This is a genomic window from Acidimicrobiales bacterium (assembly GCA_033344915.1).
Lineage (GTDB): Bacteria > Actinomycetota > Acidimicrobiia > Acidimicrobiales > Aldehydirespiratoraceae > JAJRXC01.
Genome location: JAWPML010000001.1, coordinates 1,367,583 through 1,386,438, shown reverse-complemented (window position 1 = coordinate 1,386,438; position 18,856 = coordinate 1,367,583). Strand labels below are relative to the sequence as shown.

Sequence of the window (18,856 nt, the reverse complement as noted above, 5' to 3'; positions counted from 1 at the left end):
TCAGGGGGACTCGAGCCGTGCCCACGCCGCCGCCTTGACCGCGGCGAGAGCGTCGGCCGGCTCCGCCGCGAGTGCCTCGGCCATCGATCCGGCTCGGGCCCGGAGTTCGGCGTCGGGGACGACCTCGCCGACGATGCCGAGCTGGTGGGCGCGCGGGGCGCTCATGCGCTCCTCCCGTCCCAGCACTGCCATCCGCAGCACCGCCTCGGCCGGCGCCTTCTTCAGGAGACCGGTCGTCTCGAACGCGGACACCTGCCCGACGCTGACGTGGGGATCGAGGAATGTGGCACCCTCCGCCGCGATGACGAGGTCGGCATCGGCGACGAAGTGCAGTCCTCCCCCGGCGCAGGTGCCGTTGACGGCCGCGATGACGGGCTTGGTGACGCCGCAGTGCCAGCCGGTCATCCGCAGCGTGAAATTCCGGGTTCGGCGACTGCTCTCCCGCAACGCCTCCCGGTCCTGCGCCAGCTGGACGACGTCCAGACCGGTCTGGAACGCCCGCCCGTTGCCGGTGTTGACGATCACCTTGACCTCGTCGTCGGCCTCCATCGTCGACCAGGCCCGTTCGAGTTCGGTGAACATCGACGCGTCGATGGCGTTGCCGGCGTCCGGGCGATCGAAGATGATCCAGCCGACGGAACCCTCGCGCCGTACCTCGAGGGTCGCCCACTCCACGGAGCGTCAGTCCAGGAAGTCGGGCTCGTCGCGCATGAGTTCTTCCATCCACGGCTGGAACTGGAACCAGCCGGAGAGGTCGCTCCCCTGCTGCGCGTGTCCCGCCGCGGCGAGATCGTCGGGTACCTCGATGGGGTCACCCGCCGCAAGCGCGACGAGTTGGGTCTGGCACGCCCGCTCGAGCGCGACGAACCACCAGATCGCCGCATCCACCGAACCGCCGACGGTGATGAGTCCGTGGTTCTGGTGGATGAGCGCCTTCTTGTCGCCCAGCGACGCCGCCATCTTCTCGCCGTCCGCCGGATCGAGCACCACGGCGCCACCGCCGTCCCGGTGCAGCGCGATGTCGTTGTAGAACATCGTGTCGTCCTGGGTCAGCATCTTGAGCGGCTGACCGAGGGTCGAGAACGTGCGGCCGTACATGGAATGGCAGTGGGCGGCGGCGATCACGTCGGGGCGGGCCTTGTGGAGCCCGGAATGGATGGCGAACGCGGCGGTGTTGACCGGTCGATCGCCGATCACGACCCGGCCCTCGTGGTCCACACAGATCAGGTCCGACACGGTCATGTACTTGAAGTTCTTGCCGAACGGGTTCACCCAGAAGTGATCCTCGTGCTCGGGGTCGCGCACGGTCACGTGGCCGGCGACGCCCTCGGCGAGCCGGAGGCGTCCGAGCACCCGGAGCCCGGCGGCGAGCCGCTGTTTGCGGTGGAGTCGTTCGGCCTCGATCGTCTCGGGGATCTCCGGGAACGGGAACGACACATCGTTGTACTCGGGCTCGAATCCGCCCGGGTTCTTGCGGCTCTGCACGTCGGTCATGGGTCAACCGTACTCTCTGCGCCGCGGAACTCGAGTCCCTCGAAGTCCCCCGACGTGCGCCAGCCCTCGATGAACTCGAAGTAGGCGACGGGGCCCTCGGGGTAGCCGAGGCGGTCGAGGATGCGTCCCTCGTCCGGTCGGCCCTCGTTGTTGTAGTAGCCGGGCGTGCAGTCCGCCGCACCACCGAAGGTGCGCATGCCGGCCAGCAGGTGGTCGACCCAGGCCTGCTCCGCGTCGACCGTCACCTCGACCTGCTCGGCTCCGATCCGCTCGGCGTGGGCGACGATGGCCGCGATCGTCTCCCCGGCCTCGACGAGATTGTGGGGCACGTTGGAGATGAGGTTCGCGGCCTGCGACGGGCTCACGACGAAGAAGTTGGGGAACCCGACCGAGTGCAGTCCGTGCAGGCTCCGCATGCCCTCACTCCAGTACTCGCTGAACAGGGCGACACCGTCGCGGCCGTGCACGTCGAAGCCGGATCGTCGGGTCTGTTCGGTGCCGACCTCGAACCCGGAGGCGTAGATGATGCAGTCCAGCTCGTACTCGGTCCCGGCGACGACAACGCCCCGCTCGGTGATCGCCTCGACGCCCTGTCCGTCCGTGTCGATCAGGTGGGCGGTCGGACGGTTGTACGCATCCAGGTATTCATCGTGGAAACAGGGCCGCTTGCAGAGCTGGCGGTACCACGGCTTCAGGGCCTCCGCGGTGGCGCGATCCTCGATCAGGGCGTCGACGCGGGCCCGGATCTCCTCCATCTTCTCGTCGTCGCTGTCGTGGTACGCCTTCAGCATCGTCTCCGGGCTGAAGTCCTCCAGATTGGCGAGGACCCGGTCGCGGATGCGCTGGGAGATGTCGGTCCAGCCGTCCTTCACGAGGTCCTCGTCGGCGAACCCCCCGGTCTGCAGGATCGTGAAGTTCTCGCGCCACCGCTTCTGCCAGCCGGGCTCGAGATCGGCGAACCAGTCCGGGTCGATCTCGTGGTTGTTGCGCACGTCGATCGACGACGGCGTCCGCTGGAACACGTAGAGCTCGCCCGCGTCGCGGGCCAGGTGGGGAACGCACTGCACGGCCGTCGCCCCGGTACCGATGATCCCGACGCGCTTGTCCGCCAGCTTCGTCATCGGCGCCCCCGCCGGATCACCACCGGTGTAGTCGTAGTCCCAACGGGTGGTGTGGAACGTGTGCCCGGCGAACGTGCCGATGCCGGGAATGCCGGGCAGCTTGGGGCGATGGAGCGGGCCGGTGCCGACCGCGACGTACTTCGCCCGCATCTCGTCGCCCCGGTTGGTGCAGATGATCCAGCGCGAGGTGTCCTCGTCCCACGACAGGTCGGTCACCTCGGTCGAGAAGACGGCGTCGTCGTACAGGTCGAAGTGGCGCCCGATGCCCTGACAGTGGGCCAGGATCTCCGGCGCGTGGGTGTACTTCTCGCTCGGGACGTGGCCGGTCTCCTCGAGCAGCGGGAGATAGATCATCGCGGCCGTGTCGCACTGAGCACCGGGATAGCGGTTCCAGTACCAGGTGCCGCCGAAGTCGCCGCCCTTCTCGATGACGCGGACATCGCCGACACCCGCCTTCTTGAGCGCCGCGGCCGTGCAGAGACCGGCGAAGCCGCCGCCGACGAAGGCGAACGTCACCTCGTCGGTGAGCGGCGCGCGCTCCGCCACCTCGGTGTAGGGGTCCTCGACATGGCGGGCGAACTCGCCGGTGACCTCGACGTACTGGTCGTTGCCGTCCGCCCGCAGGCGCTTGTCGCGCTCGGCCGCGTAGCGGGCGTGGATGGCGGCTCGTTCGGCGTCGGTCAGCGGGGTCGTCACCCCGAAACGATCACACCTGCGGCCGCGTCGCCACAAACCGAGACGGGCCGGTCCTGCGTACGCTGGGCCCGATGTCCGACTCCCGTCGTCCCCGTTTCCATCTCGCCATTCCGGTCGACGACCTCGCCGCCTGTCGTTCGTTCTACGGCGAGGTACTCGGGCTGGCCGAAGGACGGTCGGACGACGACTGGGTCGACTTCGACTGCTACGGCCACCAGTTGGTGATCCATCGGGTCACCCGGCGCGGCGACGCGTTGCCGACGAATGCGGTGGACGGCGACGACGTGCCGGTGCCGCACTTCGGCGTGCTGCTGGAGCGGGCCGACTGGGATGCCCTCGCCGATCGGCTCCGCGCCGCGGGAACGGCGTTCATCATCGAACCGCGGGTGCGCTTCGCCGGTGAGCCCGGCGAACAGGCCACGATGTTCTTCCTCGATCCGGCCGGGAACGCGCTCGAGTTCAAGTCCTTCGCCGACGACGGGCAGGTCTTCGCCCGCTGAGCGGCGGTCGTGTCAGGCCTGCAGCGGCGGAATCACCGCGTCGATGAGCTGGGGACCCGGGGTGCGGTTCGCCCGTTCGAGGTGGGTCGTGAGGTCCTCGGCGGTGTCCACCCGCACCCCCTCGACGCCCATGCCCGCGGCGAGCTTGACGAAGTCGATGTCGGGACCCGACAGGTCGAACATCGCCCGCGCGATCGGCCCACCGGCCTCCGCCCCGACGCGGTCGAGCTCCATGTCCAGCACCGCGTAGCGGCCGTTGTCGGCGATGACGACCGTCACGTCGAGGTTCTCGCGGGCCATCGTCCAGAGCGCCTGGAGGGTGTACATCGCGGAGCCGTCCGCCTGGATGTTCACGACCCGCCGACCGGGCGCACCGATCGCGGCACCGGTCGCGAGTGGGAGGCCGATCCCGATCGCGCCACCGGTCAGGCACAGCCAGTCGTGGGGCGCACAGCCCTGCGTCGCTCCCCCGAGCCCGATGCCCGCGGTGTTGCCCTCGTCGACGACGACTGCGTCCTCCGGAAGCGTCGCCGCGACTGCGGCCGCCATCGACATCGCGTCGAGCGGCCCGGTCGGCCGGTCGGGCACGGCATGGTCCGCCACCGTGACGTCGGTCGGCGTGCCGAGCGCCTCGGCGAGGGCCTCCAGGGCTGCGTTGGGGTCGTGCGGTCCGTCCGCCAGGGTGACGATGTCGCAGCCCTCGGGTGACAGCACCGACGCCTGTCCGGGATAGGCGAAGAACGAAACGGGCGCCACCGTGTCCACCAGGATCAGGTGCTCGGTACCGGCGTATTGCATCTGGGCGAACTCGGCGAGATAGATCGTCCGTTCGACCACGGGGAGGCCGGCCCCCCGACGGTGCCGGGCCGGGAACGTCTCGGCGAGGATCTTGGCGCCCGTCGCCTCCGCGATCCGGGCCGCCGCCCGGAGCCCGCGTTCCCCCATGACCCGCCCCCCGAGCATGAGCGTGCAGTTGGCGCCCGAGCGGAGGAGCTTCGCGGTGGCCTCGATGTCGGCCTGATCGACCTCCACCGCGGGGGCCGGCGGGATCGGGGCGACGGCACCGCCCGGAGCGGGGAGCCAGCACGTGTCGGCCGGGAGCACGAGCGTCGCGACCTGGCCGGGCGGCGACATGGCCGCGGCGACGGCTTCGGCCGTGTCGGTCGCCACCGCGTCGGGTGACATCGAGCGCCGAAACCACCCGGGTGCGCCGGCGGCGATCGAGTCGATGTCGCTCTCGAGCGGGGCGTCGTACTGCTTGTGGTAGGTCGCGTGGTCACCGACGATGTTCACCATCGGGGTGCGTGCCCGCGAGGCGTTGTGGAGGTTGGCGAGACCGTTCCCGAGCCCCGGGCCGAGGTGCAGGAGCGTCGCGGCGGGACGGCCGGCCATGCGGGCGTAGCCGTCGGCCGCGCCGGTCACCACTCCCTCGAAGAGCCCGAGGATTCCCCGCATCTCGGGTACGTCGTCGAGGGCGGCCACGAAGTGCATCTCGGAGGTGCCCGGGTTGGTGAAGCAGACGTCCACGCCCGAATCCACGAGTGTGCGAATGAGGGCCTGGGCGCCGTTCGGGGTGTCGGTCATGGGCGAATCTTGGTGGCCGTGAGCGACCGGGGCAAGGCGTGCCCTCTAGGGTCTCTCCCGCATGAACACCCGACGATGCCTCGCCCTGCTCCTCGCGTTTGCCCTGTCCGCGGTGGCCTGCTCGTCCGGCGACGACGGCGATCCCGCGGCGTCCGATCCAACGGACACCCCCTCGACGACGCATCCGTTCGAGGGTGACGAACCACCGGCCGACGAACCCGAGACCAGTGAGGACAGCCGAAACGTCGGTGTCGAGTCCGGCGTGCCCGACGGCTCCTTCCTGTTCGACGACGGCGAGCTGCACACGTTCGAGATCAACCTGTCCGAGGAGAACCTGGCGCTGATCGATGCCGACCCGTCGGCCGAGGAGTACGTCGAGGGGGAAGTGACGTTCGGCGGCGAGACCCGCACGGTGGGCATCCGCTACAAGGGCAGCATCGGCGCGTGGGTGAACTGTCTCGAGGGGACCCGCATCAGCGACGGCTTCCAGGGGATCTTCAATCCGTCCGGCGCGAAGGCCTGCACGAAGCTCTCCATCAAGGTCAAGATCAACTGGCAGAACTCGAACGACGAGTGGCACGGCCAGCGCAAGTTCCAGTTCCACTCGATGAACCTGGACCCGACCCAGATGCACGACCGTCTGGGCTATTGGCTCTTCCGGGAGATGGGCGTGCCCGCGCCTCGGGCCACCCACGCGCGGATCGTTCTCAACGGGGCGTTCCTCGGGCTGTTCTCATTGGTCGAGCAGATCGACGGTCGCTTCACCCGGCACAACTTCGACGACGGCACCGGCAACCTCTACAAGGAGGTGTGGCCCCTCGACGGGAGCGGTCGTCCGGTCCCGGTCGGTGCGTACGAGGCGGGTCTCAAGACCAACGAGAACGAGAATCCGTCCTTTGCGCTCGTCGAGGAGTTCGCCGCCGCGATCACCGCCCCCGGCGCGGACACCGCGGCGGTCGTCGCCGAGTGGATGGACGTGGAGGAGTCGCTGGCGTACTTCGCGGTCGAACGCACCATTCGCCACGACGACGGGCTCTCCCACTGGCGCTGCTTCGGTCCGTGCGTCACCCACAACTTCTTCCTCTACGAAGACCCGACGAACGAACGGTTCCACGTGATCGCGTGGGACCTCGACAACGCTTTCCAGGTGCTCCGCACGTCCGGCTTCAACGGCATCCTGGAGGTCGCCGACGATTTCGGCGAGATCTCCGGTGACTGCGCGCCGTTCGACTACCTCGGCTCACCCCAACGTTCCGCGGCGTGCGACCCCATCATCGGGGCCCTCGCGAGCTACACCGACGAATATCGCGCCGTGCTCGACGAGTTCCTGGCCGGACCGTTCTCGGTCGAACGGACCGACGAGGTGCTCGATCGCTGGAGTGCTCAGATCGCCGACGCGACCGCTGAGGCTGCGGCCACCCATGACGACGCAGTGCCCGTTGCGGTCTGGGAGGCCAGCGTCGCGGCGCTGCGGGAGGACCTCGAGACCGCCCGGGCCAACGCCGCGGGCTAGAGGTCGCGCAGGAAGTCGAGCAGGAGTCGACTGACCGCGTCCGGCGCCTCCTGCTGGACCCAGTGACCGGAACCCGGGATCAGGTGGACACCGCGCAGGTCAGCGCACGTCTGGGTCATCGTCGCCCGGAGGTCGGCTTCCGTCTGGCCGCCGATCACCATGTCCTCGGCGCCGGCGACGAACATCGCCGGCATCGGGAGTCTCGCTTCGGCGAACGGCTCCGACAGCTCCCAGTTCCGATCGAAGTTCCGGTAGTAGTTGACGCCGCCCCGGAACCCGCTGTGCTCGAACGCCGCGACCATCTCGTCGAACTCCGCCGGGGTGAGCCAGGGCGGAAGCTCGTGAGGCAGACCGAGCCGCGGGATCCAGCCCCCGGCGCGGCGCTTCGGGTCGGTGACCGCCGGCTCGGCCCGCGGCTGATCGGGTGAAGCGAAGAGGCGGCGCAGCAGACCGGCCGGGTCGGCGTCGTACTCGGCCTCGGCGATCCCGCCGGGCTCGGTGTGGTAGGTGACGTAGAAGAAGTCGTCGCCGAACACCTCACGGAAGATCGCCAGCGGCGGCGCCGGCGAGCGCGGGGTGTGGGGCACACTCATGAGCGTCAGGCTGGTGAGCGCCTCGGGATGGAACTGGGCGGTGGCGGCGGCGACCATCGAGCCCCAGTCGTGACCCACGAGATGACACGACGACGCACCGAGCGCCTGCACGAGGCCCACGAGATCACCCGCCAGGTGCTCGCTGTCGTAGGCATCCACGCCGTCCGGAGCGTCGGTTTCGCCGTAGCCGCGCATCTGGGGGGCGACGGCCCGATATCCCGCGTCGGCGAGCGCCCGCATCTGGTGTCGCCAGGAGAGCCAGCTGTCCGGCCAGCCGTGGGCGAGGATCACGAGGGGACCGTCGCCCATCTCGGCGAGTCGCATGCGAATGCCGTTCGTCTCCACGAACCGGAACGTGGCGTCTCGGAGCGTCGATTCCATGGTCGCTCGCTAGCTCGTGGCCCGGGCCGCCCACACCCGGGCGTCGACATCGAACGGGCCCCCTCCGAGGCGTTCCAGACACTCCCGCCGAAGGGCGTCGGCGGCCTCGCCCCCGAGGGCGGCGACATGGGCCCCGGCGGGCCCGACCCCCAGCGTGAACGGCTGCCACCACTCGTCGAACGTCGGGTGTGACACGCGTACGGTCAAGGCGCGCTCCTCGATCTGGGCGAGTCCCGCCTGCCGGAAGATCTCCGTGAGGTCACCGTGGCGGGTGCCCGGCAGGAGATCCTCGGTGGTCGCGCCGGGGTCGAGGGCGCGGGTCGCCTGCCAGAAGGCCTCGAGTGGCCCGCCGCCCTCCGCGTGATCCCACACACATGCGCCGACGACGCCGCCGGATCGGGTGACTCGGGCCATCTCGCTGATCCCGGCGACGGGATCGTCCATGAAGTGCACGACGAGCTGTGAAAGGGCTGCGGCGAACGTCCCCGACTCGAATGGCAGCGCGGCTGCGTTCGCCTCGACGACCTCGACCGCCGGGAACCGCTCCCCCATGACACCGACGAACGACGGCGACGGATCGACCGCCCGGACCTCGTCAGCCCCCAGCCGATGGACCAGCTCCGCCGTCAGCGCCCCGGTCCCACACCCGACGTCGAGTACCGGCCCGGCAGAGCCGGGCGCGGCGAAGTCCACGAAGAGGCACGCGAGTGGCTGGGAGTACCGACCCATGAATCGGTCGTACGCCTCGCCCGCCACATCGAAGCTCATCGGGTGGAGTGTCGCACACGGGCCCGATCAGGGCCGGTCCGCGGTGCGGGGTGTTCTCGCGAGGACCACGGCGCCGACGACGGCGGAGATGAGCGAGGCGGTCAGCACACCGATGACGGCCTCGTCGGCGATCAACGGATCCTCGAAGGCCAGCCGGGCGATGAAGAGCGCCACGGTGAAGCCGACGCCGGCCACGAAGCCCGTCCCGACGATGTGGCGCATGGTGACGCCCTCGGGCAGTGTGGCCACACCCGTCGATCGGGCGATCCAGGTGGCGACGGCGATACCGAGCGGCTTGCCGACGACCAGGCCCGCCACGACCCCGAGCGTTGCCGGCGACGACGCCGCATCACCGAGCACGGATCCCGAGAGCGGAATCCCGGCGTTCGCCATCGCGAACAGGGGTACCACGACGAACACGGTCCACGGGCTGAGCAATGCCGTCAGTCGGCCGGCCACGCTGACGGACTCTCGGAGCTTCCACGAGACGTCGCGCATCGCGGTCGGCTCGACACGGTCGCCGCTGAGGACGTCCTCGACCGCCTCGAGGCGGCGCGCCCCGAGGAGGGGACGCACCGGCGTGAGCAGCCCGATCGCGACGCCCGCGATGGTGGCGTGCACGCCGGAGCGCAACATGGCGAACCAGACGACGACACCGACGACCAGGTACACGGGCGTGTACCAGACGCGTGAGCTGCGCAGGAGGCCGATGAGGGCGAGCCCGGCAAACGAGAGGAGGAGCCAGTCCATGGCGAGTTCGTCGGTGTAGAAGACGGCGATCACCAGGATGGCGCCGATGTCGTCCACGATGGCGAGCATCAGGAGAAAGACCTTCAACGACGACGGCACGCGGTCGCCGAGGAGGGCGAGCACACCGACCGCGAAGGCGATGTCGGTCGCCATCGGCACGCCCCAGCCGTTCGCCGAGGCCTCCCCCGCGTTGATCGCCAGATAGATCAGCGCCGGCGCCACCATGCCGCCGAACGCGGCGATGGCGGGGAGGGCGGCCGCTCTCGGGTTGCGCAGCTCGCCGACGACGAGCTCCGCGGTGATCTCCATGCCGACCACGAAGAAGAAGAGCACCATCAGGCCGTCGTTGACCCAGTCGCGAAGCGTCAGCGGGTGGTCGTGGCTCACGAACGGTTGCCAGTCCCCGAGGCGCAGTTCGATCTCGGTGTCCCAGAACGAGGTGTAGGACGCGTCCCACGGGCTGTTCGCCCAGATCAGGGCGACGGCCGTCGCGATGATGAGGATCACGCCCGAGGACGTGGACTGGGCGAGGAACCGGATGAGCGGGCGGGCCACCGACTGCGCGAGGCGGCTGTCGCTGCCGCTCCACGCTTCGTCCCGCGTCCGGATACCCGCTTCGTTCGCCATCGCCGATGACGATACGCACCTGCGCCGACCGCGCGGCGAATCGTCCCTCAGGAGTTGGTGAGGGCTCGGCCGCCTGCGTCGATCGCCGCGAGGAGAGCGTCGACATCCGCGGCCAGCAGGGTCGGGCTCATGCAGATCATGCGGAACGTGTTGAGCCCGTGTACCGGTTGATACCCGATCATGCCGGACCCCTCGGCTTGCATCCGGGCCTTGATCCGGGGCGCGAGGGCATGGAGTTCGGCGTGGACAGCCGCCGGCAGGGCCCGAGGATCATCGAGGCCTAACGGCCGCAGATGGCCGGGTACCCACGCGAACACCACGTTCGTGAAGTCGCCGCTCACGACCGGCACGAAGGCGCCGTCGCTTCCGGCAATCCGGCGCCGGGTGTGGTCGGCCATCTCGACGGCGTGGTGGACACGCTGGGCGAACCCGTCGTCCCCGCGAGCCTTCCAGGTGAGCCACAGCTTGAGCACGTCGATGCGACGAGCGCACTGGAACGTCCGGTCGCCCGAGTCCCACTCGGCGTGCAGCTTGTCGGACTGGAAGAGGTAGTCGGCCCCGGCTGAGAAGCAGGCCGCGAGCCGAGCCGGCTCCTTGACCAGCAGGGCGCTGCACTGCTGGGTCATGCCCATCATCTTGTGGAGGTTCCACACCATCGAGTCGGACCGCTCGACGCCTCGCAGCCGCCACGCCTGCTCCGGCGCGAAGAGCGCGGAACCGCCGTAGCAACCATCGACGTGGAACCACAGCCCCCGCCGCTCACAGATGTCGGCGAGGGCCTCGAGATCGTCGAATGCCGCGGTCACCGTGGTTCCGGCCGTTCCGATGACCGCGAGGGGCATCCGGCCGTCGGCTTCGGCCCGTGCGATGGCCACGTCCAGCTCCGCGGGGATGATCGCTCCGTCGCCATCGCTGTCGACTTCGATCACGGCGTCGGTGCCGATGCCCATCAGCGACGCGGACTTGGCGGCCGCGTAGTGGCCGGCCTCGGAGACGAAGATCGCGAGCCGGTCACCGTTCGCGCCGGCGGTCGTCATGTCGGGCTGATGGCGATGCCGCGCGAGCTGGAGCGCGAACAGGGTCCCCATGGAACCGCCCGCGCAGAACAGACCCGGGGGGATCGACGGGAGCGATTCGGCTCCGGCCGCCAGATACCCCGCGAGGCGCCCGAGCTTCGTCAGCACCGCGCTCTCCATCATCGTGAACACGGGCGCGACCTCGAACGTCGCACCCGTCGTGTTGAGCGCGGCGCCGAGCCAGTCCCCCACGACCGCGATCGGATCGGCGCCGGCGAAGTTCTGGTTCACGAACCGGGGATGGCTCGTGTGCATCGAGTACTCGATGACCTGTTCGACCGCGGCGAGCAGATCGGCGTCGGTCGCCGCGGCCGTGGTGTCGGCGAGTGCCAACCCGACACTGTCCGCGAAGAGCGCTTCGAGGCGGGCCGGCGACGCGAGCGAGATCACCGGATCATCGCTCCCGGGCGGATCAGTGAGGTAGCGCGTCGCCCGTTCGACGATCGCCTCGATCAGGGTGAGCCGGTCCGGTGTCACGAACCCAGTCGGTCGGCGAAGAACCGGCCCCACTCGGGGAGCGCCCGGTGCAGGTTCGCGCCATGGTCGCCGGGAAAGGCGAGGACGTGTTTGTCGTCCGACGCGAGCGCGTCGAAGAGCGCCAGACACGAGTCGCGAGTCATGAATCGATCGTCGAGGTTCATCATGTAGAGCACCGGGCACGTCACGTCCGGTGCGAAGGCGCGCATCAGCGGCACATCACCGTTGAGACCGAGCACCGCCGCGGTGATCCGATTCTCCGACGCGACGAGCGGGAGCCCGAACGTCGTGCCGCCGGAGAGGCCCCAGTAGCCGATCCCGTCCCGGCCGAGCTCGTAAGTCGACGCGAGATGGTCGAGCGTCGTCTGCCAGTCTCCGATCAACTCTTCGACCAGTTCGCGCGTCCACAGCGAGGCGACGGCTTCCTCGACCGACATCTGTCGGCGTCGGGCCTGCTCCTCCTCCGCGCCGTCGCGGTCCCCGCACCCCGGCTGGTCGATCGCGGCGGTGGCGATGCCGTGGGTCACGGCGAGGTGCGTCGCGAGGTCCACGATCGAATCCATGCGTTTGTGGCCGGCGGTGCCGAAGCCGCCACCGTGCCCGGCCAGCACGAGCGGGGTGCGCTCGGCCGGCTGTGCCGGTCGCCACAGGATCCCCGGCACGCGGCGTCCCATGGCCTCGAGCTCGAGTTGCTCCTCGATCACGTCGTCGTTCATCGTCTCATTCTCGTCCGACCGGGCCGGAGGCGACGATTCGACGATCGTCAGGTCGAGGACGAGGTCATCCCGACACCAGTTCGTCCATGGTGTTCAGCGAGTTCGTGAGGCCCGCGGCGGACTGCTCCATGAACGTGTCGGGATCCTCGGGTTCGGGCAGGTTCACCTGCATCGTCATCACCGTGAACCCGTCGCCGATGGGCTCGAACGTCAGCGTCTGGGCGGTCGGCGGGCCGGTGGGCTCCCCGTCGCCCATGACGAACCATTCGTCGGCCGCCAGTCGACTCGGCCGGTCGACGCCGGTGTAGACACCGTGCCAGGCCATCCGGCCGTACTCGGGGATGACCATTTCGTAGTGGTAGCGACCGCCCTCGACAGGGTCGGATTCGCACACGGTGAGGTCGGACCCGGCCGGCGCGCCCGAGGGGAACCAGATCCGCAGGTCCGCCGGGTCGGTGAAGGCGCGAAAGACCCGGCTCGGCGGGGCGCCGAAGGTCCGCACGCACTGGTACGACAGACCGTCGTCGCTCAGCTCGATGCGAGTCGACCCTCGCCTCCCATCCAGGGTCGAGGCGTCGATTCGAGGGGTGGATTCGTTCACGTCTGGGGCTCCGGTGGTGGGGTGGGATTCGGATCGGTCGAGACGAGCTCGTCGAGCGCGTCGAACCGCGACTGCCAGACGTCGTCGAAGGACGCGAACCAGTCGTGGGCCACCCGCAGGCCGGTGCCGTCGAGTCGGTAGTGGCGATGGCGACCGTCGGCGCGAACCGAGACCAGCGTCGCAGTGGCGAGCACCTTGAGGTGCTTGGACACCTGCGGCTGATTCATGCCGGAGGCCCGCACGAGCTCGGACACCGTGGACTCCTCGTGCTGGTGCAACAGCTCGAGCAGCCGCCGTCGGTTCGGCTCCCCCACGGCATCCAGGACTCGGTCGACGGCGGTCATCGCCCGTACCCTACATATGCCTTGCGAGGCATGCAACTTCGGGGAGTATTCTGGACCCGCACGCCCGCCGGAGGAGGAGCGCATGAAGGACTATCCGGATGTCGACAGCTATGTCGCCGACAGCGACCAGTGGCCCGAGGAGCTCGCCGCGATTCGCCCGATCCTGCTCTCCTGCGGTCTGGACGAGTCGATCAAGTGGGGCAAGCCCTGCTACGGCATCGACGGCGGCGACACGAACGTCGTCCTGCTCCAGGAGTTCACGAAGCATCTCGCCCTGCTGTTCTTCCAGGGCGTGCTGCTCGAGGACCCCGAGCGGGTCCTGCGGGCCCAGGGGCCGAACACCCACGGGCCCAGACGCATGGAGTTCACGTCGGTCGGCGAGATCGAATCCCTCGCCGAGGTGATCACGGCGTACGTGAACGAGGCGATCCAGCACGCCCGGGCCGGCACGGAGCTGCCGCCGCGGCCCGACGAGGAGCTGGCGGTCGAGCTCCAGGAGCGCCTGGCGATCGACCCGGAGCTCGCCGACGCCTTTCACAGCCTCACCCCCGGGCGCCAGCGGGAGTACAACCTCCACATCTCCGACGCGAAACAGTCCGCTACCCGCGATCGACGCATCGACAAGGTGGTGCCGCGCATCCTCGAGGGTCGGGGACTGCGCGACCGCTAGGCCGGGGGCTCCCCGGACCCGCCGACTCGATCACGTTTGACGTCGGATCGAGTCGGGCATGCCGGGGTTGCGGCGCCCGCGCCGCTCCCCCAACCCAAGGAGAGCCCCCATGTCCCAGGACAAGTCGGTCACGAAGGACCTCATCGAGACACTCGAGGACGGCAAGGACGGATTCACGCACGCAGCTGCGCAGCTGTCCGACTCCGGTCACTCGGACCTCGCCGCCAAGATGCGTGACTACGCCCAGCAGCGGGCCCGATTCTCGCAGCAGCTCGAAGCCCTCGCCGCCCACTACGGCGACGACATCGACGAGAACGGCTCGCTGGTAGCCGGGGCGCACCGCGTCTGGATGAGCATGAAGGACGCCCTGACCGGCTCCGACCCCTCCGCCGTGTTCGACGTTGCCGAGCAGGGCGAGGACCATGCGGTCAAGGAGTACGTGCACGCGTTGGAGCAGGACATCTCGCCCGAGCTCCGAGAGGTCGTTCAGCGCCAGCTCACCGAGATCAGGGCGGCCCACGACGACGTCCGCAGCCTCCGCGAAGCCGTCAGCTGATCACCGTTCTGCGCCCGCGTTCGCTCTCGCTCACGCTCCTGCGATCAGGTCAGCGTGAGCGAGAGCACGCAGGTGTCGTCGGTACGTTCGACGCTCGCGGTCGCGCAAGCCAGCGCATCCGGCCTGGTCGCCAGGGTCGGGTCGTCTCGAAGGATGCGCTGGAGGTCGCGGATGCTGTCGTCGATCACACGGCTCGGTCGCTCGACCAGGCCGTCGGTGTACATCACGATGGTCGAGCCCTCGGGGATCGCGGCCGTGGCGACCTGCAGCGTCCGCTCCCGGTTCAACCCGAGCAGTATTCCCCGCCCACCCGACAGCAGCTCCGGGTCCGCTCCCGGCGCCACGAGGACAGGAGGGAGATGCCCGGCGCTCGCATACTCGATCGTTCGCTGCGTCAGATCGACCTCGGCGTAGATCATGCTCGACGCGACGGCGTCGTCCTCGGTGCTCGCGAAACGATGCACGCCGGCGAGCGTCTCCGCAACACCGCGTCCGTCGACTGCGAACGCTCGGGCCACGGTGCGGAGTTTTCCCATGGTGCGGGCCGCGGTGATCCCCCCGCCGACCACATCGCCGACGGTCACCCCCAAGCGGTCGCGGCCGATCAGGAACGCGTCGTACCAGTCCCCGCCCACCTGAAACGCATCTCGACCCGACTCGTAGAAGTGGTGCAACCGGAAACGGGGATCCGCAGGCAGGCGGTCAGGGAGCAGAACCTCCTGCAGCTGGCGAGCGATCCCCCGCTCCTCTTCGTAGAGCCGCGCGTTGTCGAGTGACAACGCGCAGGCGTCAGCCAGTCGACCGTAGAACTCACGCACGTCCTGCGAGACACCCTCGAGCGTCGCCGAACCGAGGGTGAGCGTGCCGATCCGGCGCGCCCGGGCGACGAGAGGGACCCGGATCAGAGACTGAAGGCCCAGCTCGTCGACCGCCTTGGCCACGTCGGGGGCGAGTTCAGCGACGACCACCTCGGCGTACGCCACCCGCAATCGGTCATCGGCGTCGAGGCCCGGGCGAACGGGAGTCGCGCTGCTTGCGCGGAGATGATCATGGGCTCGTCGAACCGTGGGCTCCAGGGACCGGTCGACATGACGCAACCCGGCCAGGTCGGGCGCCAGCTCGCTCAGATCGACCGCCGCCATACACCCGTATTCGGGTACGAGTCGGTCGGCCATGCACTGGGCACGATCCCGAACGGTCGTCTCCGCTTCCATCGCGTGCAGGAGGGCGGAGAGGCTCGCGTCGCGCTGTGCGGCCAGCTGAAGCCGAGCATGGAGGCGAGCACGAGCGATCGAAGCGCTCGTGATGTCAGCGGCCGCAACCAGGAGATCCTGCTCTTCGGCCGAGTGCGGCGTGGCGCGAGCGAGTCGGAGCGACACGACGCCCACCACACCGTCCTCGCTCATGAGCGGGATGGCCGCCGCCTGTAGATCCCCATCGTCGGCCCCGGTGGTCGGGAGGGTGTCGAACAGCGGGACACCGCGTGCCATCGACGCGGCGACGAGCGCGTCGTCCCCGGGCGACGGTGGCAGAGGCAGCGTGACGCTGAGCGACTGCCCGGCGACGACCTCCAATTCGCCGGTCCCGTCGCCGATCGCCACGATCCCGCGATCGGCCTTGACACCGTCGACGACGTGGCTGAGGAGCACTTCGCCGATCGACTCGACCGATCCGGCGGAAAGGAGGTGCGACGACAGTCGCTCCAGCCGCGCCAGACGTCGCTCGACCGCGATGAGCTCGAGGTCCTGGCGCCGCCGGTCCGTGATGTCGATACCGATCCAGTGGACCTCGTCTTCCCGCGCGACCGTCGCGGCCCAGACCGTGTGCCGCACGCCCTGTTCGAGATCGAGCTCGAATGCCACGTCGGAGAGCTCGCCATTCGCAGTCAACGACGGGACGACCACGGACTCGTAGGAGGCCACGCTCGACGCGGTGAGCAGCCCCTGGATCGTCATCGACTCGACGTTGCTCCCCCCCGCCGACCCATTCGCGGAGCCGTGCGTTCGCCGCGCGGATCCGCCCGCGCAGATCCGTCACCATGTAGGCAGCCGACAGGTCGTCGAGCGGGACGACGGCCGTGCCAGTCGGTGTCATGTGCCGGAGCCGTGGACGAAACTCATTCAAAGCCTCCTGCCGTGGCCCCGCGCACCAAGAGCGTCGGCGGGGACCGGGGTGCGCTTCTCGGGTTCGCCGTCCCGGCCGACGCTATCGTGATGCGCGAAACATGGCTCGACGCAGTCACTGAGCGTCAGGCCACGACAGGGACCCGGGTGTTCCAGTCAGGGAACGCCCGCACGAGTGAGCGCTCACCGGTGATGGCGATGTCGCCGCTGCGCACCGCCTGCGCCCAGGACCGGGCCCCCCGATGCCAATCGACGAACGCCGCCGAGCGGGCCACGACATGCACGTCCGCCTCCCCGCCGGGATCGGTCGTACAGACCTCCGCTCGGCCGTCCTGGATGAGCAACCAGAAGAACCGGTTGCCGGCTCGCTCCTCGGGGAACTCGAAGGCCACGACCACTCGCGTCTCCGGTACCGCGTCGCTGTCGAGCTGCACCATGCACCACGCCCAGAGCGCGAACCCCGGATCGGCGTGTTCGGGGAGCACGTCGACCCAGGTTTCGGCCCAGCGACCCAGGCTCCCGATCACATCGGCCAGGTCCGCACCGGCGTCGGTGAGCGCGTAGAGCGAACCCTGCCCGTTCGGCTTCGCGGTGGCGGTGATCACCCCGGCCCGTTCGAGCTCCCGCAAACGTTTCGTGAGCATCGAGCGCGACATCGTGGGTACGCCCTGGGCGATCGCCGAAAACGTCGTCGCGCCGAACATCAGGTTGCGGACGATGAGCAGACTCCACCGCTCCGCCAGGATCTCCGTCGCTCGGGCAATGGGGCAGTACTGCCGATACGTCGCCATGGCCCCCAGCCTGACCGGTCGGTCGACGATGGTCGAGTTCTTTTTTCGCGCTGGATCCGTCCTCGAAGGACCGTCACCGTCGGGCCATGAGCGACACCGATGCAACGACAACCGGACAGGTCACGGCGACGGCGGCCGAGACCTACGACACGTTCTTCGTCCCGGCCCTGTTCGGTCAGTGGCCCGATCAGGTGTTGGACGTCGCGGGTCTCTCTGCAGGAGATGACGTGCTCGACGTGGGCTGTGGAACGGGCATCGTCGCCCGCGCCGCCGCCCGGCGTCTCGAGGGGTCCGGTTCGGTCACCGGCGTCGACGTGAACGAGGGCATGCTGGCCGTGGCCCACCGGTCGCCCGAGCCGGTCGTCTGGCGCCACGCCCCGGCCGAACAGATCCCGTTCCCCGACGACTCCTTCGACCGCGTGGTCAGCCAGTTCGCCCTCATGTTCTTCACCGACCAGGCGGGTGCGCTCGCCGAGATGGCGCGGGTGGCGCGACCCGAGGGCACCGTGACGATCGCCACCTGGGCGGGCATCGACCAGTCCCCCGGCTACGCGGCCATGATCGCGCTCCTCCGGCGACTCTTCGGCCCCGAGGCCGCCGCTGCACTGGAGGCGCCCTTCACCCTCGGTACCGAGGAGCGCTTGATGGGCGTGCTGCGAGGCGTCTTCCCGCACGCCACCATCACCCGCCACGAAGGCGTCGCCCGGTTCGCCTCGCTCGGCGCTTGGGTCCACACCGATATCCGCGGGTGGACGCTCGCCGACATGATCGACGACGACCAGTACGCCGAACTCCTCGCCGCCGCCCGAAGCGAGCTCGCGGCCTTCACCGATGGCGACGGACAGGTCAGCTTCGCCGCGCCGGCCCTGATCGCGACCGCCTGAGCGACCAACGAAGGCGGGGCGCCATGGGTAGCGTGGCGCGCGTGCGCAACGACCCTCCGACGTGGCTCCAGCACGCCCGCGACGGCTGGAAGCACCGGGGCGACCAACGGCCGCCGTTCGCCGACGTTCCCGGTCCTGGCCAGGAGTCGGTGTGGGACTATCCACGGCCTCCCGTGGTCGTACCGGACGGGCGAGTCGTGGAGGTGGGCGCGGATGGAGATCTCGTGGCCTCCACCGACCGCTCCGTGCGCGTCCTCGAGACATCGCACCCGCCGGCGTTCTACCTCCCACCGGAGTCCGTGGTCGCGGGGCGATTGGTACCCGTGGCCGGCACATCGCACTGCGAGTGGAAAGGTGCGGCCGAGTATCTGGCGCTCGCCGGTACCACCCATCCCGTGGGCTGGCGCTATCCCGATCCCTACCCGGAGTTCGGCGACTACGCCGGTTGGATCTCGTTCTACCCGGGCCGGGTCCGCTGCACCGTGGACGGCGAAAAGGCACGACCCCAGGCCGGAGGCTTCTACGGCGGATGGATCACCGACGACGTCGTCGGCCCGTTCAAGGGCGAGCCCGACACGGCGGGCTGGTGAT

General features: G+C 69.4%; 19 protein-coding genes. 6 read left to right on the top strand and 13 right to left on the bottom strand.

The annotated features are described in order from the left end of the window. From R8F63_06660 to R8F63_06650, 3 genes are read right to left on the bottom strand one after another with little or no spacing between them, the layout of a single operon-like run. Window positions 1–675, bottom strand: a complete 675-nt coding sequence (locus tag R8F63_06660) for an enoyl-CoA hydratase/isomerase family protein (protein MDW3218277.1) — start codon at window positions 673–675, stop codon at window positions 1–3. Between the two features lie 6 nt (window positions 676–681). Next, the gene (locus tag R8F63_06655) at window positions 682–1,494 is read right to left on the bottom strand and encodes a class II aldolase/adducin family protein (GenBank protein ID MDW3218276.1); all 813 of its coding nucleotides are present in this window, start codon (window positions 1,492–1,494) and stop codon (window positions 682–684) included. Beyond that, complete coding sequence (locus R8F63_06650; protein MDW3218275.1) at window positions 1,491–3,311, bottom strand: NAD(P)/FAD-dependent oxidoreductase; 1,821 nt, start codon at window positions 3,309–3,311, stop codon at window positions 1,491–1,493. The genes R8F63_06655 and R8F63_06650 overlap by 4 nt, the downstream gene beginning before the upstream one ends. A 71-nt stretch (window positions 3,312–3,382) precedes the next feature. Between R8F63_06650 and R8F63_06645 the strand changes: the two genes are divergently transcribed. Beyond that, window positions 3,383–3,811, top strand: a complete 429-nt coding sequence (locus tag R8F63_06645; GenBank protein MDW3218274.1) for a VOC family protein — start codon at window positions 3,383–3,385, stop codon at window positions 3,809–3,811. A gap of 12 nt (window positions 3,812–3,823) precedes the next feature. Here the strand turns inward: R8F63_06645 and R8F63_06640 are convergent, their stop codons facing one another. Then, on the bottom strand, window positions 3,824–5,395 hold the full coding sequence (locus tag R8F63_06640; protein ID MDW3218273.1) for an acetolactate synthase large subunit: 1,572 nt from the start codon (window positions 5,393–5,395) through the stop codon (window positions 3,824–3,826). A 61-nt stretch (window positions 5,396–5,456) separates the two neighbouring features. On the opposite strand from R8F63_06640, the gene R8F63_06635 reads away from it, so the two are divergent. Beyond that, window positions 5,457–6,908 carry a CotH kinase family protein gene (locus R8F63_06635; GenBank protein ID MDW3218272.1) on the top strand — a complete coding sequence of 484 codons (1,452 nt, stop codon included), beginning with the start codon at window positions 5,457–5,459 and terminating at the stop codon, window positions 6,906–6,908. Here the strand turns inward: R8F63_06635 and R8F63_06630 are convergent. The 7 genes from R8F63_06630 to R8F63_06600 form a co-directional block, all read right to left on the bottom strand. After that, a complete protein-coding gene (locus R8F63_06630; protein MDW3218271.1) occupies window positions 6,905–7,882 on the bottom strand; it encodes an alpha/beta hydrolase in 978 nt (325 codons plus the stop codon). The two genes, R8F63_06635 and R8F63_06630, sit on opposite strands and share 4 nt — an antisense overlap. Window positions 7,883–7,891: 9 nt before the next feature. Beyond that, window positions 7,892–8,650 (bottom strand): class I SAM-dependent methyltransferase, encoded by a 759-nt coding sequence (locus R8F63_06625; protein ID MDW3218270.1) that lies wholly within the window; start codon window positions 8,648–8,650, stop codon window positions 7,892–7,894. 27 nt (window positions 8,651–8,677) lie between these two features. After that, window positions 8,678–10,027, bottom strand: a complete 1,350-nt coding sequence (gene nhaA / locus R8F63_06620) for a Na+/H+ antiporter NhaA (protein ID MDW3218269.1) — start codon at window positions 10,025–10,027, stop codon at window positions 8,678–8,680. A gap of 47 nt (window positions 10,028–10,074) precedes the next feature. Further along, window positions 10,075–11,580 (bottom strand): pyridoxal-dependent decarboxylase, encoded by a 1,506-nt coding sequence (locus R8F63_06615; protein MDW3218268.1) that lies wholly within the window; start codon window positions 11,578–11,580, stop codon window positions 10,075–10,077. After that, window positions 11,577–12,296 (bottom strand): hypothetical protein, encoded by a 720-nt coding sequence (locus R8F63_06610; protein ID MDW3218267.1) that lies wholly within the window; start codon window positions 12,294–12,296, stop codon window positions 11,577–11,579. The genes R8F63_06615 and R8F63_06610 overlap by 4 nt, the downstream gene beginning before the upstream one ends. 64 nt (window positions 12,297–12,360) lie before the next feature. Further along, complete coding sequence (locus R8F63_06605) at window positions 12,361–12,897, bottom strand: SRPBCC domain-containing protein (GenBank protein MDW3218266.1); 537 nt, start codon at window positions 12,895–12,897, stop codon at window positions 12,361–12,363. Next, the gene (locus R8F63_06600) at window positions 12,894–13,241 is read right to left on the bottom strand and encodes a metalloregulator ArsR/SmtB family transcription factor (GenBank protein MDW3218265.1); all 348 of its coding nucleotides are present in this window, start codon (window positions 13,239–13,241) and stop codon (window positions 12,894–12,896) included. The genes R8F63_06605 and R8F63_06600 overlap by 4 nt, the downstream gene beginning before the upstream one ends. An 82-nt stretch (window positions 13,242–13,323) precedes the next feature. Between R8F63_06600 and R8F63_06595 the strand changes: the two genes are divergently transcribed. Beyond that, complete coding sequence (locus tag R8F63_06595) at window positions 13,324–13,911, top strand: YdeI/OmpD-associated family protein (GenBank protein MDW3218264.1); 588 nt, start codon at window positions 13,324–13,326, stop codon at window positions 13,909–13,911. A gap of 109 nt (window positions 13,912–14,020) precedes the next feature. Further along, a complete protein-coding gene (locus tag R8F63_06590) occupies window positions 14,021–14,467 on the top strand; it encodes a PA2169 family four-helix-bundle protein (protein MDW3218263.1) in 447 nt (148 codons plus the stop codon). A 44-nt stretch (window positions 14,468–14,511) separates the two neighbouring features. Here the strand turns inward: R8F63_06590 and R8F63_06585 are convergent, their stop codons facing one another. Then, a complete protein-coding gene (locus R8F63_06585; protein MDW3218262.1) occupies window positions 14,512–16,422 on the bottom strand; it encodes a SpoIIE family protein phosphatase in 1,911 nt (636 codons plus the stop codon). A gap of 293 nt (window positions 16,423–16,715) precedes the next feature. After that, window positions 16,716–17,381: a helix-turn-helix domain-containing protein gene (locus R8F63_06580; protein MDW3218261.1), complete on the bottom strand. Its 666-nt coding sequence runs from the start codon at window positions 17,379–17,381 to the stop codon at window positions 16,716–16,718. An 86-nt stretch (window positions 17,382–17,467) separates the two neighbouring features. Between R8F63_06580 and R8F63_06575 the strand changes: the two genes are divergently transcribed. Both R8F63_06575 and R8F63_06570 read left to right on the top strand, forming a co-directional pair. Beyond that, on the top strand, window positions 17,468–18,265 hold the full coding sequence (locus R8F63_06575) for a methyltransferase domain-containing protein (GenBank protein ID MDW3218260.1): 798 nt from the start codon (window positions 17,468–17,470) through the stop codon (window positions 18,263–18,265). Between the two features lie 41 nt (window positions 18,266–18,306). Then, the gene (locus tag R8F63_06570) at window positions 18,307–18,855 is read left to right on the top strand and encodes a DUF427 domain-containing protein (GenBank protein MDW3218259.1); all 549 of its coding nucleotides are present in this window, start codon (window positions 18,307–18,309) and stop codon (window positions 18,853–18,855) included. Window position 18,856: the final 1 nt, after the last annotated feature.

Excerpts from the sequence above, each read along its gene's own strand:
- R8F63_06655 (MDW3218276.1), bottom strand. The coding sequence starts at position 1,494 with ATGACCGACGTGCAGAGCCGCAAGAACCCGGGCGGATTCGAGCCCGAG.
- R8F63_06645 (MDW3218274.1), top strand. The coding sequence starts at position 3,383 with ATGTCCGACTCCCGTCGTCCCCGTTTCCATCTCGCCATTCCGGTCGAC.
- R8F63_06640 (MDW3218273.1), bottom strand. The coding sequence starts at position 5,395 with ATGACCGACACCCCGAACGGCGCCCAGGCCCTCATTCGCACACTCGTG.
- R8F63_06635 (MDW3218272.1), top strand. The coding sequence starts at position 5,457 with ATGAACACCCGACGATGCCTCGCCCTGCTCCTCGCGTTTGCCCTGTCC.
- R8F63_06630 (MDW3218271.1), bottom strand. The coding sequence starts at position 7,882 with ATGGAATCGACGCTCCGAGACGCCACGTTCCGGTTCGTGGAGACGAAC.
- R8F63_06625 (MDW3218270.1), bottom strand. The coding sequence starts at position 8,650 with ATGAGCTTCGATGTGGCGGGCGAGGCGTACGACCGATTCATGGGTCGG.
- nhaA (MDW3218269.1), bottom strand. The coding sequence starts at position 10,027 with ATGGCGAACGAAGCGGGTATCCGGACGCGGGACGAAGCGTGGAGCGGC.
- R8F63_06610 (MDW3218267.1), bottom strand. The coding sequence starts at position 12,296 with ATGAACGACGACGTGATCGAGGAGCAACTCGAGCTCGAGGCCATGGGA.
- R8F63_06600 (MDW3218265.1), bottom strand. The coding sequence starts at position 13,241 with ATGACCGCCGTCGACCGAGTCCTGGATGCCGTGGGGGAGCCGAACCGA.
- R8F63_06595 (MDW3218264.1), top strand. The coding sequence starts at position 13,324 with ATGAAGGACTATCCGGATGTCGACAGCTATGTCGCCGACAGCGACCAG.
- R8F63_06590 (MDW3218263.1), top strand. The coding sequence starts at position 14,021 with ATGTCCCAGGACAAGTCGGTCACGAAGGACCTCATCGAGACACTCGAG.
- R8F63_06585 (MDW3218262.1), bottom strand. The coding sequence starts at position 16,422 with ATGACGATCCAGGGGCTGCTCACCGCGTCGAGCGTGGCCTCCTACGAG.
- R8F63_06580 (MDW3218261.1), bottom strand. The coding sequence starts at position 17,381 with ATGGCGACGTATCGGCAGTACTGCCCCATTGCCCGAGCGACGGAGATC.
- R8F63_06575 (MDW3218260.1), top strand. The coding sequence starts at position 17,468 with ATGAGCGACACCGATGCAACGACAACCGGACAGGTCACGGCGACGGCG.